Below are 14,822 nucleotides of genomic sequence, written 5' to 3' on the forward strand. Positions count from 1 at the left end.
GATGGTCGAGGCTTTCGCCCAGATCGACACGGAGGAGATCGACCCAATTCTCAGCATTGCCAAAAAAAACCGCCTGATCATGCCCTCAGGCCATCTCACAATTTAAACCACCTTGACGGACGCTACCTGAAGACAATCCCAATCAATACGCGCCTGTCATCGACGCGTGGCTTGCCGTGGGGCTTAGGCAAGAAATGCGCCAGACGCGCAATCTGAGCATCCGTCAACCCGAAAAGATCAGACGAGTTCACCGCTCATTTTCAAATGTGAACCATGCCGCTAGCCGGACATCAATGGTTCCTGACCGTAGTGAATGAAGACAGACGAAATAATACGCCTCGTCACACATAATGCTTCTATATCAGCGAGATATCGTAGACATGAAAAAATGTTAAGAACGACATGTCGGTCCGCACCGACCGCACCAACTTTCCCCTACACCTTGATGCAGTGAAGCCAAAGGCCCGCAGCGATTGGGTAAATCCTCTCGGCACCCTTGCCAAACACCGCCCGGTTCGCGAATGATCCGCGCAACGGAGCGAGGCACCATGAGCAAACTGATCACGATCCTGAACGGACCCAACCTGAATCTGCTGGGCAAGCGACAGCCAGAGATTTACGGCCATGACACCTTGGCGGATGTAGAGGCGGATTGCTCGACCGCGGCCGCACGGCATGGATTGGTCGTCACGATGCTGCAATCCAATTGGGAAGGGCAGATAGTTGACTGGATCCACGCCGCCCGCGAGACGTCAGAGGGGATCATCATCAATCCCGGAGCACTCAGCCATACGTCCATCGCCATCCTAGACGCGCTCAACACCTTTGAGGGCCCGGTGCTCGAAGTCCACATTTCCAATATTCACAAGCGCGAGGCGTTTCGGCATCATTCCTTTGTGTCTTCGCGGGCCGAAGGCGTCATCGCCGGATTTGGCGTCCAGGGATACGCTCTCGCGGTCGAACGGATGGGGACGTTGCTGACCTAGGCCACGATCACGTGCGTCTGCCAGTCGCGGCATTTGTCGGCGAGCGGCGTCGGCAGAACCCGGTCGGTGACGAACACATCGATCGCTTTGAGCGATGCGATACGCGCCGGGGCGGAGCGTTGAAACTTGGAATGATCCGCCACGAGGATGGTCTTCCGCGACTGCTCGATAATGGCTTGGCTGACACCGACCTCCGCGATATCGAAATCGAGCAAGTCGCCATCCGCGTCGAGGGCAGAACAGCCGATGACGGCTAGGTCGAATTTGAAGGCCCTGATGGATTGAACCGCCAGGTTGCCGGTCAGCCCGCCGTCAGCCCGCCGCAGCTGCCCTCCTGCAAGGATCAATTCACAGGCCGGGTGCGGCGTCAGGATGCTGGCGACGTTCATGTTGTTGGTCACCACCAGAAGATCGCGATGCTGCACCAACGCCCGTGCGACGGCCTCGGTCGTCGTCCCGATGTTGAGAAACACTGACGCACCATTCGGGATCAAGCGCGCACAGACATCCCCCATTCTGCGTTTTCCGGCCTCATTAAGCACACGCCGATCTTCATAGCCGATGTTTGACGTGCCAGAGGGAAGCACGGCACCGCCGTGCACGCGCGCCAATGCCCCGGCCTCGGCCAGTTCGGTCAGGTCGCGGCGGATGGTCTGAAGCGTGACGCCAAAGTGCGCCGCCAGCCCCTCGACGGTAACCTTGCCCTCTTGCCGGGCCATTTCGATGATCTCTGGGTGGCGGAACTTCTGGCTCATGCCTGCGGTTTTACCGTGACGTTCGATCATTTGACCAGCCCAAGCGAACATTTTCGCGCCATAACGAACATTCGCCTTTGCTCCGAAGATGATTTATGACACGAAAGGCACAGAAACGAAGGAATTTGACACCGTGACGGACGCAAGCAGCGAACAACTTGATATCTTTGTCATTGGCGGCGGAATCAACGGCTGCGGCATCGCGCGCGACGCATCCGGTCGCGGCCTGTCGATCGCATTGGCCGAGATGAACGATCTGGCGTCAGCAACGTCCTCCGCATCGACCAAGCTGTTCCACGGCGGCCTGCGCTATCTGGAGTATTTCGAGTTTCGTCTGGTTCGCGAGGCGCTTCTCGAACGGGAGACGCTCCTGCGGGCGATGCCCCACATAAGCTGGCCGATGCGGTTTGTGCTGCCGATGCACAAGGACATGCGGTTCGAAAGCACCACCCCGACCAGTCGCCTTCTCAACACGGTCATGCCATGGATGAAAGGACGCCGTCCCACGTGGCTGATCCGCTTTGGCCTGTTTCTCTACGACACTTTGGGCGGTCGCCAAATCCTGCCCGGGACAGCCAAGCTCGATCTGACCAACACGCCGGAAGGCGCACCGCTGAAATCCAAGTTTCGCCTCGCCTATGAGTATTCCGATTGCTGGATCGAAGACGCACGATTGGTCGCGTTGAACGCCCGCGACGCGGCGCAACGGGGCGCAAGGATCATGACCCGGACAAAGGTCACCGCCGCGACCCAGCAAGACGGGATCTGGTCTGTCACCCTCGACGGCCCGGATGGGACGCAAACCATACAAGCCCGGATGCTGGTGAACGCCGCCGGCCCGTGGGTCGGCGATATCATACACCACAAGGCCCGGCTCAATTCCCGCGAGGACGTCCGCTTGGTCCGAGGCAGCCACATCGTGACCAAACGCTTGTTCGACCACGACAAATGCTACTTCTTCCAAGGCACGGACGGACGGATCATTTTCGCGATTCCCTATGAAACCGATTACACCCTAATCGGCACGACCGACCACGAGCAAGAAGACCCCGACCAGACACCGATCTGCACCGACGCCGAGAAGGACTATCTCTGCGCCTTTGCCAGCGAATACTTTGAGCGCCCCGTCACCCCCGACGATATCATCTGGAGCTATTCCGGCGTGCGCCCCCTCTATGACGACGGCGCCACCTCGGCGACCGCCGCCACTCGCGACTACACGCTCAAGATCGACCAATCCGCCGGGGCGCCGGTCCTTAATATCTTTGGTGGCAAGATCACCACGTATCGACGGCTGGCCGAACACGCGATGGACAAGATCGTGCCTCTGATCGGCGGCAAGTCCGCCGGCTGGACCGCCGGCGTGCCCCTGCCCGGTGGCGATTTTCCCGTGACGGGTGTGCAGGATCAGATCGATGCTCTGGCCAAGGACTATCCATTTCTGACGGACCGCTGGGCAAAGCGCCTGATCAAAGCCTATGGAACAGATGCCAAGATCTTGCTGGGCGACGCTCAGACCGCCGCCGACCTCGGGCGGGATTTCGGCGCGACGCTCACTGAAACCGAAGTGCGCTGGCTGATGACCCATGAATTCGCACAGCGGGCCGAGGACGTGGTCTGGCGCCGCAACAAGCTCGGCCTGCGGATGACAGCCGAGCAGATCGCGGCGCTCGATACCTGGATGGTCGCAGCCTAGAGCCCGCCTATTTCGGCCAGGAGATCGGCGATTTCGGTGATCCCCTTTTCGTTGCGCAAGCTGGAGAAAATCACCGGGCGCTCGCCCCGCATCCGGGCTGCATCTCGCGCCATAACCTCGAGCGATGCCCCTACATAGGGGGCCAAATCGGTCTTGTTGATCACCAGGATGTCCGACCGCGTGATGGCCGGACCGCCTTTGCGCGGTATTTCTTCACCGGCGGCGACGTCGATCACATAGATCGTCACATCCGCGAGTTCCGGGGAAAATGTGGCTGACAAATTGTCTCCACCGCTCTCGATCAAGATCAGGTCCAAATCGGCGTGGCGATCGCGCAGCGTCGCGACGGCGGACAGATTGATGGAGGCGTCTTCCCGGATCGCCGTATGCGGACACCCGCCCGTCTCGACCCCCATGACCCGATCTGCCGGCAAGATCTGCATCCGCATGAGCGCCTCGGCGTCCTCTTGCGTGTAGATGTCGTTGGTGATCACCGCGAGGCTCAACCGCTCTTTGAGGTGGCGCGCCAAGGCGGCGGTCAGCGTTGTCTTGCCCGCGCCAACAGGACCGCCAATGCCGACCTTCAAAGGCCCGTGTGGTGATAATGCCAACTCAGATTCCTTTCCAAGCGATGAGTGCGAAGCCAGCGGAAAACACAAGACAAAGTGGACCGTAGAGTTTTCGATCGAGAGTCGCGAAGGGTTCTTGCGGGGTCAATTTCCGCCAGAACGGGCGGAACGGCAGAATGCCCCGCACAAGAAACACCGTTGCCGCCACAATGAGCCCGGCCTGCTTGATCGGACCATCGGCGATCCAAGGCAGCCCTGCGGCAATGGTCAGTCCGGCAACGACCAATGCACATGGGATCGGTCCGGGCATGCGAGTCTCGCCACGCAATCCGACAACCATGGCGACCAGACGCTCTTCGTCCCTGATCGGGAACCACACCCCGAGTGCCCACATCAGATGCAAGGACGCCACGACCAACAGGGCGACATTGAGGAGAAGCGCCACGACGATCATGACCGAAACAACCTTGGGCTCTGTGTTTCGTGCCGCATCGAGGTGATATCGACCGCGAACGCGGCGCTGCCGATGTCATCGGCTTCCAATTCCACCGCTTCTGCTGCGATTGCCCCGCATAGCGGGCTGAGCTGGGCCAGCACGATCTGCCCCTTGGTCTGCCCGAGCGGCATGAGCCTTTGCGCGGCTTGCACGAGATTGGATGTCATGGCTTGCAGCAGCACCTGAGCGACAGGCGTCGCGGGCAGGCCTATCAGACCGGCCGCCCTACCGATCGCCACCGGATAGGGCATATCCGGCACATCCAGCCCCCAGACAGCGCGGGTGGTTGTCGCAAAGGCCGCCCCCTGCCCCATCGTCTCGCCGCGACGTTCCGCCGAAGGCGAGAGCGCCTCTGCGAGATCGGCAATGTCCGAAAGCTCGTCCGGCGACGACCGGTGCGCAAGGCCCAGAAGGATCGCATCGGTACGCCCGGCGCCATGCTCCAGCACGGCGCTCAACCAATCAGTCAGGCTCGATTGATCCGAGACAAGACCATCGGCAATCGCCATTTCGAGTCCATGTGACCACGCGAATCCGCCCACCGGATAGGAGGGCGACAACCACTGTGTCATCGTCAGGAGAGCGTCAGTGTTCATGGCTGTGATCGCCATGAGAGTGATCATGCGAATGCGTATGATCGTGATGGTGATCATGCTGATGGCCGTGACCGTCGTCGGGGCCGTGGCTATGGCCCATCGTACGACCGTGCCCATAGGCGCCGCCACCGGGGCGGAACGGACCTCGCATTGGCGTCACTGTTGCTCCGAGACCGATCAGCATCTCGGACATGACCTTCTCGGCCCGGATCACGATACGGCTGTCAGTGATCTCACAGGGCGTGTGGCGGTTGCCGATGTGCCAAGCAAGATGAGCGAGGTGGCCAGAGACTTCGAGCAAGTCTTCGTCCGCCGCCTTGACGCCGATAAGTTGACCCGAAGTCGTGACCAAAACGGTCGTCTCGTCGAGACCGATTGTCTTTGGCAGGTCGACCATCAGGTGTTGACCGGACGCGCAGCTCAAACGCTTGCGCCGGATCAGTCGGTCTTCGTAGGTCAGCACGACATGGTCTGCGCAAGTCTCGCCTTCTGCAAGACTGCGGACCTCGTGCGCCTTCAATGTCGGGGCGACACTCATGTCGCCACGACCAAAGTGGGTCTTAGATCGCGCCAACCGATGCGAAGATGCGGCGCACTTCGGCGACCCGGTCGGTGCCCTTGGCTTCCAGCTCGGCATCGGTCAACTCGTTGAGACGACGCACGGCTTCCATCCGGCTGTTGTTCTCTGCCATGAACACAAGGCCCCGGCCGATGGCGCGGAACGGAGCGGAGATTGCAGCCCAAACGTTGGGGCGGCCGGAAGTGATATCTGCGTATGTCATTGGAAACTCCATGTGATTTCACGTGTCGCTTCCTCCCTTGGCTCTAACATCGTCCTTGTGCGGACCCAAAACAAGACACCGTCTGGGCATATCCGCTCTGCATGAAATGCAACCCATGCCGGTATTGGTTGCGCTTCGGCTCGCTTGGGGCACCCCTAGTCTATCCAACTCCGCCGCCGCCGTCGATCTGGACCGACAGTGTCCACAAGACAAGGTCGACCGACCATCCATTCGCTACCGCGTGCTGCATCCATCGACCCGTTCGATAACGCGCTATCTCTTGCATGAACAACGGCTCGCTCGAGCGGGTCTCAAAACATGAAATACCGCTGCGCCATCGGAAGAACCTCTGCAAGAGCGCAGGTGAGCAACTCTCCATCCGCGCGGACCTCGTAGGTCTCCGGGTTCACCTCGACATGCGGCAGCGCGTCGTTGAGCTTCAGGTCGCGTTTGCTGACCGTCCGGGTGCCTTGAACCGGCACGGTGTCCTTTGCGAGGCCCAAGGTCCCGCCGATCCCCTCCGCATGGGCCGCCGCGCTGACGAACGTCACCGAAGACCGCTCGACCGATCGCCCGAAAGCACCGAACATCGGCCGAGTGTAGACAGGCTGGGGTGTCGGGATCGACGCGTTGGGATCGCCCATCTGAGCGCAGACGATGGTGCCCCCCATCAGAACCATCTCAGGTTTTACCCCGAAGAAGGCCGGGTTCCACAGGACGAGGTCCGCGCGCTTGCCCACCTCGATGCTGCCGACCTCATGGCTGATGCCGTGGGCCAGAGCCGGGTTGATCGTGTATTTGGCGATATAGCGGCGGACCCGGAAATTGTCATTCTGGCCGGTCTCTTCTGCCAAGCGTCCCCGTTGCACGCGCATCTTGTGCGCGGTCTGCCAAGTGCGGATGATCACTTCGCCCACCCGGCCCATCGCCTGACTGTCCGACGCGATGATGCTGAAGGCACCCATATCATGCAGAATATCCTCGGCCGCGATCGTCTCGCGACGGATACGGCTTTCCGCAAAAGCCACGTCTTCGGGGATCGATTTGTCGAGGTGGTGGCAAACCATGAGCATGTCCAAATGCTCGTCTACCGTATTGACGGTATAGGGCCGGGTCGGGTTGGTCGAGGATGGCAGAACATGCTCTTCGCCGCAGATCTTGATGATGTCCGGCGCATGACCACCGCCAGCACCCTCGGTATGGAAGGCATGGATGGTGCGGCCCTTCATCGCCCCGACCGTGTTCTCGACGAAACCGCTTTCGTTGAGGGTGTCGGTATGGATCATGACCTGCACGTCCATGTCGTCTGCAACAGACAGACAGCAGTCGATCGCCGCCGGCGTGGTGCCCCAATCCTCGTGCAGCTTCAGACAGGCGGCCCCGCCAAGCACCTGCTCCACCAATGCTTCGGGGCGGGATGCGTTGCCCTTGCCGGCAAACATCAGGTTCATGGCAAAACCGTCCGCCGCCTGCATCATCCGGCCCAGATGCCAAGGACCGGGGGTGCAGGTCGTGGCCAGCGTGCCATGCGCAGGCCCGGTGCCGCCGCCGATCATCGTGGTCAGGCCCGAGTGCAGGGCATCGTCGATCTGCTGGGGGCAGATGAAATGAATGTGGCTGTCGATGCCCCCGGCGGTCAGAATACGGCCCTCACCGGCGATCGCCTCCGTGCCGGGGCCTACGATGATGTTCACGCCCGGTTGAGTGTCCGGGTTTCCCGCCTTGCCGATCCCGACGATGCGGCCGTCCTTAAGGCCGACATCGGCCTTGATCACACCGGTCCAGTCGACGATCAGGGCATTGGTGATGACCGTATCGACGGCGCCGGCGGCGCGGGTGATCTGGCTCTGCCCCATGCCGTCGCGGATCACTTTGCCGCCGCCGAACTTGACCTCTTCGCCATAGACCGCGGCATTCTGCCCAGAGCCGCCGCTGAACGCGGCGCCGACCGCCTCGGCGGTCAGATCGCGCTCCACCTCGATCACCAATTCCGTATCGGCAAGGCGCACCTTGTCACCAACTGTTGGACCGAACATTGCCGCGTAGTCACGCCGGGAAATACGGGTTGCCATTGTCTCTCTCCTGAACCCGACCTGAAGGGGCGGGCATTGAACTGCGTATTGTTAATTACTGGCCAAGCATCGTGCGGAACTCGCGATTGCGCTCCAGTGTGCGGGCCTCCATGCAGGTCCAGTAGACCTGAGGGGCGATGCTGCCGCCGGCGAATTGGTCGCGCTCCGCCTCGCAACGACGGTCGCGTTCCGCGAGCCACGCGCGCTGCTGGCGCAACAGAGCCGCTCCCTGTCCTCGTGCGTCGGCCGCGGGCTTGAGGATGCGCCACAGGCGGTTCAACTCCGCGTCCGCGGTTTCCCAGTTGTCATAGCTGCAGTCGTTCATCTGCATCTGAGTTTGAAGGTTGGAACAATTTGTGCGCTGGGCCTGAGCGGGATTGGCGGATAGTCCGAGCCCCGCTACAAACACCGCGACCAGTGCTGATGCCTTGCCAGTCATCGTTTCACTCCTCAAATCGCCGGGATCAAAGCGGTCCCATCACTTTCGCATTGAAGCCGAAGATCTCGCGCCCGCCTGCGAATTCGATCAGTGCCACCTCGCGCCGCTGGCCCGGCTCGAAACGCACGGCGGTGCCCGCCGCAATGTCCAAGCGGCGCCCTCGTGCGGCGGCGCGATCGAAATCAAGCGCAGGATTCGTCTCCGCAAAATGGTAATGTGAGCCCACCTGCACCGGTCGATCGCCGGTATTGGCCACCATCAACACAATGGCGTCACGACCGGCGTTCAATTCGAGATCGCCATCGGCGACCATTATTTCACCTGGGATCATCGTCCTGCCTCCTGCTTCATCTTGGCAAACAAACTCAATGCCCTAACGGATCGGCTGGTGCACGGTCACCAGCTTCGTACCATCCGGAAACGTGGCCTCGACCTGCACTTCGTGGATCATCTCGGGAACACCTTCCATGCATTGGTCCGCTGTGATCACTTGCGCGCCGGCCTCCATCATATCGGCAACCGAGCGGCCGTCACGCGCGCCCTCGACCACCGCATCCGTGATCAGGGCAATCGCTTCGGGATGGTTCAGCTTCACGCCTCTCGCCAGCCGTTTGCGGGCCACTTCCGCGGCCAGTGCAACGAGAAGCTTGTCCTTCTCACGTGGGGTCAATTGCATCTCTCAAAGCCTCCAAACTTTTGGCAAAGCGGCTCCGGAGAGCCGCTCCACGACCGGAATCAGAACCCGACGGAGATCGTAACCGTCGGGTGCAAGAATACGAGCAAACAGAATGTTATCGCGGATCAGACTGACACCGCCGGCACGGCCGATAAGATCGCGCAGTGGCTGAACACGAGCTTCGGCGTCCGCAGCTGCGAAAAGGATGCTGGCCCATGCCCGCGCACCGCCTGCAATTCCGGGGCGCCGCATCAGCGCCGTCGGATCGCCGTCCAGACGAAGTGCGTCCGCAAAGACGACCCGGCCCTCCCGCCTCAGCGTCCAGCGGTCCCGGAAACGGGCCTCCCGCAAGGTTTCGCCCATTGCCTCGCGCCCAAGAATTACCGGCTCCAGGACGAGTGCCTTGGCCCCGTCAGCGATATCGATCGTCATCCGACGCGATACCGCCCCACCGTCAAAGATGATCGTCTCTTGAGGAAGCCAGTCGATACGGGAACCAGCCCCGATCTTCAGGGTCACATCCACCTCTGCATCCGGCCCCGGCGGAGCACGGTAGACACGCTCCGCGGCTTGGCTGGACACGGTGAGGTGCGCGCCTTCGCGGGCTTCCGCCGCGATCCGCATCTTGTCGCCGCCGGTCAGGCCGCCGGACGTGTTGAGAAAGACGGCCTCGAGGGGTGCCCTCGGCGGAACCCTCGGGAACAGTGCCTTCAAAGATCCCTGTTGGCGCAATCCTGACAGACGGTTGCCAGCGGTCACCGAAACCGACAATTCCCCGACCGCACGCTGCGGCGGCGGCGCATGGGGCGTTTTGACGATGTCCGTATATAGGGTCAGGGTGGGCCTCGGTCATCTGGCGAGCGACAGTGCTCTGCTCGGCCAAACTGACGGTTCCGGCAAGGGTTGACCACAGAACCCCAGATTTCGGGGGCCGAATTCTGATGGACTTGACGCCATATGCCCAAAACATGGGCAAACGTATGATGTGGCGAAAACGAAAAGGGGGCCGAAGCCCCCTCTGGTAGTCGTCGATCGTCCGGAGAGCGCCTCCGAAGGCCCGATCAGAGTGGATTATCCATCCGCACGCTGGCCCGAATGGTGCCGGAGACCGGCGTCTTGAACACGACGCGGAATTCGCGACGCGTATCACCATACTCGTTATCCACCCATGGGGCCTCATACATCAAATCACCATTCGATGCGGTCAACCGATCCACGGGAACGACAGATTCGATGGACCGCGCCCGCCCGCGGAACGGCAGGAGCGGGTCGCTATCGACGATCCAGACCTGTTCGGCGGTGGCCTCGGAATGGGTGATCGACACCGGATTGCGCGCTTCCTCGTCGATACCGTGAAACACGTTGCTGCGGAATTCGATCGCCCTCATGCGACCGAAATCCAGATCGGCGAAGGTCGTATCCACCGATTCAACCCTGTCGATATTGCCGTTGATGGTCCGGAACACGTTGCTCACTACACTGAAGCCGTGGATGAAGTGACCGGGACCATATGGCTTGATCACGATCCAGTTGAACCATGTGGCGACATCATTGGCGGTAAAGATATTGCCGGTGATCGTCATTCCGCCAAAGGAAAACTGATTGCCAAGTGCAGGCGAAGCGTCGTGTTCATTGGTCCATTCGACAAAGTTGTTGTCGATATAGTTGCCTGTGATCACCGTCTTGTTGTTTGGCTGGGTAAAGATAATGCCCCCGTTGCGCACGCCGTTCGAGGCCTCGTCGCCGCCAAACCAGTGATTGCCGGTAATCATCGTGCCCGATCCGCCGACGACGCCCCAATGTTTGAACATGACCGCGCGGTTGTCACGGATCTTGACGTCATTGGCATTGCAGTTGAACCCGACGGTGGTGCGCTGTTCGACCGTGAGCGATTGCTCGTTGGACTGCCAATTGCAACGATCGAGCATCATCCCCTGACAACCGGAGCCGGGCGACGACAAGCCTCGATCCTTGGGCTTTGTGATGAAGCAGTCGCTCAGGTGAAACGTCAGCCCCTGCGGCGCCAACAGGATGCCGCTGGAAATGCCGTTGCATTGGAATTCGACGTTCTGGATCACGAACTGGCTCAGATCGGCGAACCCGGAAAAATCGAGCAGATATTTGAACCGGGTGAAGGTGAATTGCTGAGTGCCTTCGGCATCGTAGAGCTCCGCGCTCAGCGTGATGCGCTGCTGCGCCAGATTCACTTCGCGAACATACACCTCCCTGCCGACGCCGCTGCCAGTGACCAACGACCCCACTTTGATATTGGCGATGTTCGTGACATTCGACAATGTGAGCCCGGACGAGGCCGAATAGGTTGCCTGCGAAGTGATGACTGTTGGCGTCCACGCCGACCCCTCGATCGGCTGCAACTGGCCATTGCGGATGACCCTGCGCGTCGCAAAGGTCGTCCGGCTGGGATCGGCGGCCTGCATGTCAACAGGCGCGGACAACCCGATCCGTCGCCCCCCGAGATCAAGCGAGTCGTGGTCCGAGAAATTCAACAGGGCTTGAAACGCCTTCTTGAAGGCCATTTCCTCGTTGCCGAATGCATCCAGATAGGTCTGGAAATCATAATTGCGCTGCAGGATGAAACGGTTTGCCGCCGGCTGAGTGACGGTGCCTTCAAACCGGACCTGGCTTTGGAATGTGACGTCATTGCCGAGGTAGTATGTCCCGGCCGACACCAGCACTTCGCGACCATCGGCTGCGGCATCGGCCGCTTCGAAAGCTGCTGCGTCGTTTGCGATCCCGTCGCCGATGGCGCCATAGTCGCGAACATCGACCATCCCGATCAAATCCCGGACAAAGACGCTGGTCACGTCTTCGACGACGATGTCATCGACGCGGACAACACCGCCATTTGCGCCGGTCAGGTCCAATCCAAGATGCCCGTACGCGGCACCGTTCCAGACCATATCCACACCATTGCGATTGCCGGTGCCGATGATTGCGCTGACCTCGACGACTTCGCCGTAGGTGGTCAGAAGAGTGGATGGGCCCGAGACCACGACACCGCTCAGAACCGTGTTGTTGGCCTGCCCCGGCCAACCGGCGATGCGCACCGATGGCAAAGCACCGGATACCGCTTTGACACGCGCCGTTACTCGCAAATAGCAGCCGGGCAGAATATCGGTCTCGCCCATATAACGCAGCTTGGTGGTCGAGCTCGACTTCAGAATTTCAAGGCAACCGCCGAAATCCTGATCGGCAGACACGAAGGAGCCCGTTCCGGAGCCGGCATAGGTATCCGAGCCGGGTGTTCCGTTGCCGCTCGACCAGACGCCCAGCCCATCGGCAAAAGGTGGGGGCATCAACACGAGGCCGTCCGTAATCGCTTTGTTCATCCTTAACCCTTTCAACGCGGGGCGAAGACGGGGAGGTCACGGGGCGAATGCCCCCCTCACCCGGCTCCGCCCGGCAGATCCCGCTCTGCCCCAAGCGCGCTTCTGCGCACTCTGGACCACGACGAAAGGAATACGGGGAAGAGGTAAAACGGCTCCTAGAGCACCGTCACGGCACAAACCGTCAAGACGCAACAAGACGATGCAACGGCACGAGGCATGCTCTCACAGGTGCAGCCGACCTGACTTCCGACGGTGTCAGACACCAATGTCCGGAGCAGGCAAAATCGACACGCCGTTGATCTGCCAGCCCGCGTCGGTCTCGATCATCTGATAGTCCAGAACGTGCAGGCCGCCCCGCTCATCCCGCAGCATGACCTTTTGCCACAACCGGCCCGAGATTTCGCGCAACTCCAGATACCGAACATCGGAATTGTCCCAAACCATCGGATAGCCCTGCTGGACCATCATGCCGAAGTTTTGCGGAGTGCCGAACATACCTTGGATCATCGGGCTGGCATATTGCCATGCACCCTCGATATCGCGGTTGTTGAAGGCCTCAAGCTGACTGCCGATCGTGTCCTCGATAGCGCCCCTGTCCTGCGCGGTGGCGCTTAAAGCCACAGTCATCAACAAGGTCAAAGACAATAGAAATGCACGCATCGTTCCGCCTCCGGTTTGCCCAATCACAAACAAGATACGGGTGAAACCGGCAATCAGTTTCAAAATTCTCCGATGAGGTTCAGGCTGACAGCTCTCCTGCCAGCCCTGCCTCGATCAACTTGATGCTTTCAGGGATGCCGTAAAGCGCGATAAATCCGCCAAAGCGCGGGCCTTCGGACGCCCCCAGCAAGACCTCGTAGAGCGCCTTGAACCAACTGCGCAGCGGTTCGAAACCGTGCGACTTGCCGACGGCGAACACCATGCTCTGAAGCGCCTCTGGATCTGCCTCGCCGTCCCACGCCTTGAGTTGCGCCAACATGTCTTCCATGGCGGCACGTTCCTTGTCGTCGGCACTTCGGTAGGTCTTTTTGGGTTTAACGAAGTCATGATAGTAGCGGACCGCGAAACCAGCCGCCGCATCAAGGCCGGGATGAGTTTCCGCAGTCGCCTCCGGTGCATAGCGCCGGATGAACCCCCAGAGTGTCTCCTTGTCCTCGGCCCCGCTGACCGACGCGAGATTGAGCAACATCGCGAACGGCACCACCATGTCGCTGGATGGAACATTGTGTCCATGGATGTGGAACACGGGATTGGCGAGCCTCTGAGCCGCATCCTGGCCCGCATAGGCGCGCAACTGCTGATGATACTCATCCACCATCTTGGGAATGACATCGAAATGCATCCGCTTGGCGGTCTTGGGCTTGAGAAACATGAAGTAGCTCAGGCTGTCGGTCGCCGCATAGGTCAGCCATTCGTCGATCGTCAGACCATTGCCGCTGGACTTGCTGATCTTCCGGCCTTCCTCGTCGAGGAACAGCTCGTAGGTGAAGTGGTTGGGCTTACGGCCACCGAGAAGCTCGCAAATCCGGTCGTATATCGGTGTGTTCGTGGAGTGGTCCTTGCCGTACATCTCGAAATCGACGCCGAGAGCGGCCCAACGGGCACCGAAATCCGGTTTCCACTGGAATTTCACATTGCCGCCGGTGACCGGCAGAGTCATTTCCTGCCCGTCCTCATCGTCAAAAGTGATCGTGCCGTTCGTCGCATCGACGTTTTTCATCGGAACATAAAGCACCCGACCGGTCTCTGGATGGATCGGCAGGAAAATCGAATAGGTTTCCCGACGCTCGTCGCGCAGTGATTTGAGCATCACTTCCATGATCTGGTCATAACGCTCGGTCGCGCGCAGCAGGATCGGATCGAACTGGCCCGAGGCGTAGAACTCCTGCGCACTGATGAACTCGTATTCGAATCCGAACGTATCGAGAAAGCGGCGCAGCATGGCGTTGTTGTGATGGCCAAAGCTCTCATGGGTGCCAAACGGATCGGGCACGCTGGTCAGCGGACGCTGCAGATGCTCCTTCAGCGCCTCGGGATTGGGCACATTGCTCGGCACCTTGCGCATTCCGTCGAGATCGTCGGAAAAGCAGATCAGACGTGTCGGGATATCCGAGATCACCTCGAACGCACGGCGGATCATCGTCGTGCGCAGCACTTCGCCAAAGGTGCCGATATGGGGCAAACCGGAAGGACCGTAACCTGTCTCGAACAAGACATGGCCCTTCTCCGGCGGGGCCTTTTCATAGCGTTTGAGCAATGCGCGCGCCTCTTCGAAAGGCCATGCTTTGCTCGTCATCGCTGCGTCACGTAGTGTCGCCATGTCAGTATCCCCTTGGTCAGGCCGCGAATGGCCCCTATCTCAAGCGTGCATCCCTATTGCGGGCAGAGGGGGGCGTCAATAAAAC

The 14,822-nt window shown here is 60.3% G+C and carries 16 protein-coding genes and 1 pseudogene; 2 read left to right on the forward strand and 15 right to left on the reverse strand.

Annotated elements, in window-relative coordinates:
- Positions 1 to 128: 128 nt before the first annotated feature.
- Positions 129 to 251, reverse strand: a pseudogene (locus LOM8899_RS23030) (IS5/IS1182 family transposase); the annotation flags it as partial.
- 297 nt (positions 252 to 548) lie between these two features.
- Here LOM8899_RS23030 and aroQ point away from each other — a divergent pair.
- Positions 549 to 986 (forward strand): type II 3-dehydroquinate dehydratase, encoded by a 438-nt coding sequence (aroQ, locus tag LOM8899_RS00005; RefSeq protein WP_093991322.1) that lies wholly within the window; start codon positions 549 to 551, stop codon positions 984 to 986.
- Here aroQ and LOM8899_RS00010 read toward each other — a convergent pair.
- Positions 983 to 1,741: a DeoR/GlpR family DNA-binding transcription regulator gene (locus LOM8899_RS00010; RefSeq protein WP_093990125.1), complete on the reverse strand. Its 759-nt coding sequence runs from the start codon at positions 1,739 to 1,741 to the stop codon at positions 983 to 985. The two genes, aroQ and LOM8899_RS00010, sit on opposite strands and share 4 nt — an antisense overlap.
- 133 nt (positions 1,742 to 1,874) lie before the next feature.
- Here LOM8899_RS00010 and glpD point away from each other — a divergent pair, with 133 nt between their 5' ends.
- On the forward strand, positions 1,875 to 3,437 hold the full coding sequence (glpD, locus tag LOM8899_RS00015; RefSeq protein ID WP_245820384.1) for a glycerol-3-phosphate dehydrogenase: 1,563 nt from the start codon (positions 1,875 to 1,877) through the stop codon (positions 3,435 to 3,437).
- Here glpD and ureG read toward each other — a convergent pair.
- From ureG to LOM8899_RS00080, 13 genes are all read right to left on the reverse strand, one after another.
- Positions 3,434 to 4,048, reverse strand: a complete 615-nt coding sequence (ureG, locus tag LOM8899_RS00020) for an urease accessory protein UreG (protein WP_093990127.1) — start codon at positions 4,046 to 4,048, stop codon at positions 3,434 to 3,436. The two genes, glpD and ureG, sit on opposite strands and share 4 nt — an antisense overlap.
- Before the next feature lies 1 nt (position 4,049).
- Positions 4,050 to 4,460, reverse strand: coding sequence for a DUF3995 domain-containing protein (locus LOM8899_RS00025; protein WP_093990128.1), 411 nt, complete (start codon positions 4,458 to 4,460; stop codon positions 4,050 to 4,052).
- Positions 4,457 to 5,098, reverse strand: a complete 642-nt coding sequence (locus LOM8899_RS00030) for an urease accessory protein UreF (RefSeq protein ID WP_168770485.1) — start codon at positions 5,096 to 5,098, stop codon at positions 4,457 to 4,459. The genes LOM8899_RS00025 and LOM8899_RS00030 overlap by 4 nt, the downstream gene beginning before the upstream one ends.
- Entirely contained in the window at positions 5,088 to 5,636 is a 549-nt protein-coding gene (locus LOM8899_RS00035; protein ID WP_093990130.1) for an urease accessory protein UreE, read from the reverse strand. Before LOM8899_RS00035 ends, LOM8899_RS00030 begins: the two co-directional genes overlap by 11 nt.
- A gap of 22 nt (positions 5,637 to 5,658) precedes the next feature.
- A complete protein-coding gene (locus LOM8899_RS00040; protein WP_133064950.1) occupies positions 5,659 to 5,880 on the reverse strand; it encodes a DUF1127 domain-containing protein in 222 nt (73 codons plus the stop codon).
- 311 nt (positions 5,881 to 6,191) lie between these two features.
- Positions 6,192 to 7,952, reverse strand: a complete 1,761-nt coding sequence (ureC, locus tag LOM8899_RS00045; protein WP_093990132.1) for an urease subunit alpha — start codon at positions 7,950 to 7,952, stop codon at positions 6,192 to 6,194.
- A 55-nt stretch (positions 7,953 to 8,007) separates the two neighbouring features.
- The gene (locus LOM8899_RS00050; protein ID WP_093990133.1) at positions 8,008 to 8,391 is read right to left on the reverse strand and encodes a lysozyme inhibitor LprI family protein; all 384 of its coding nucleotides are present in this window, start codon (positions 8,389 to 8,391) and stop codon (positions 8,008 to 8,010) included.
- Between the two features lie 25 nt (positions 8,392 to 8,416).
- Entirely contained in the window at positions 8,417 to 8,722 is a 306-nt protein-coding gene (locus LOM8899_RS00055; protein WP_093990134.1) for an urease subunit beta, read from the reverse strand.
- Between the two features lie 42 nt (positions 8,723 to 8,764).
- Positions 8,765 to 9,067, reverse strand: a complete 303-nt coding sequence (locus LOM8899_RS00060) for an urease subunit gamma (protein ID WP_093990135.1) — start codon at positions 9,065 to 9,067, stop codon at positions 8,765 to 8,767.
- A gap of 3 nt (positions 9,068 to 9,070) precedes the next feature.
- A complete protein-coding gene (locus LOM8899_RS00065; RefSeq protein ID WP_503100226.1) occupies positions 9,071 to 9,838 on the reverse strand; it encodes an urease accessory protein UreD in 768 nt (255 codons plus the stop codon).
- 290 nt (positions 9,839 to 10,128) lie between these two features.
- Positions 10,129 to 12,417 (reverse strand): glycosyl hydrolase family 28-related protein, encoded by a 2,289-nt coding sequence (locus LOM8899_RS00070; RefSeq protein WP_093990136.1) that lies wholly within the window; start codon positions 12,415 to 12,417, stop codon positions 10,129 to 10,131.
- A 255-nt stretch (positions 12,418 to 12,672) separates the two neighbouring features.
- Positions 12,673 to 13,044, reverse strand: a complete 372-nt coding sequence (locus LOM8899_RS00075) for a DUF4864 domain-containing protein (protein WP_245820386.1) — start codon at positions 13,042 to 13,044, stop codon at positions 12,673 to 12,675.
- Between the two features lie 112 nt (positions 13,045 to 13,156).
- A complete protein-coding gene (locus tag LOM8899_RS00080) occupies positions 13,157 to 14,737 on the reverse strand; it encodes a lysine--tRNA ligase (RefSeq protein ID WP_093990137.1) in 1,581 nt (526 codons plus the stop codon).
- Between the last annotated feature and the right edge of the window lie 85 nt (positions 14,738 to 14,822).

The sequence above is a fragment of the Flavimaricola marinus genome (genome assembly GCF_900184895.1).
Lineage (GTDB): Bacteria > Pseudomonadota > Alphaproteobacteria > Rhodobacterales > Rhodobacteraceae > Flavimaricola > Flavimaricola marinus.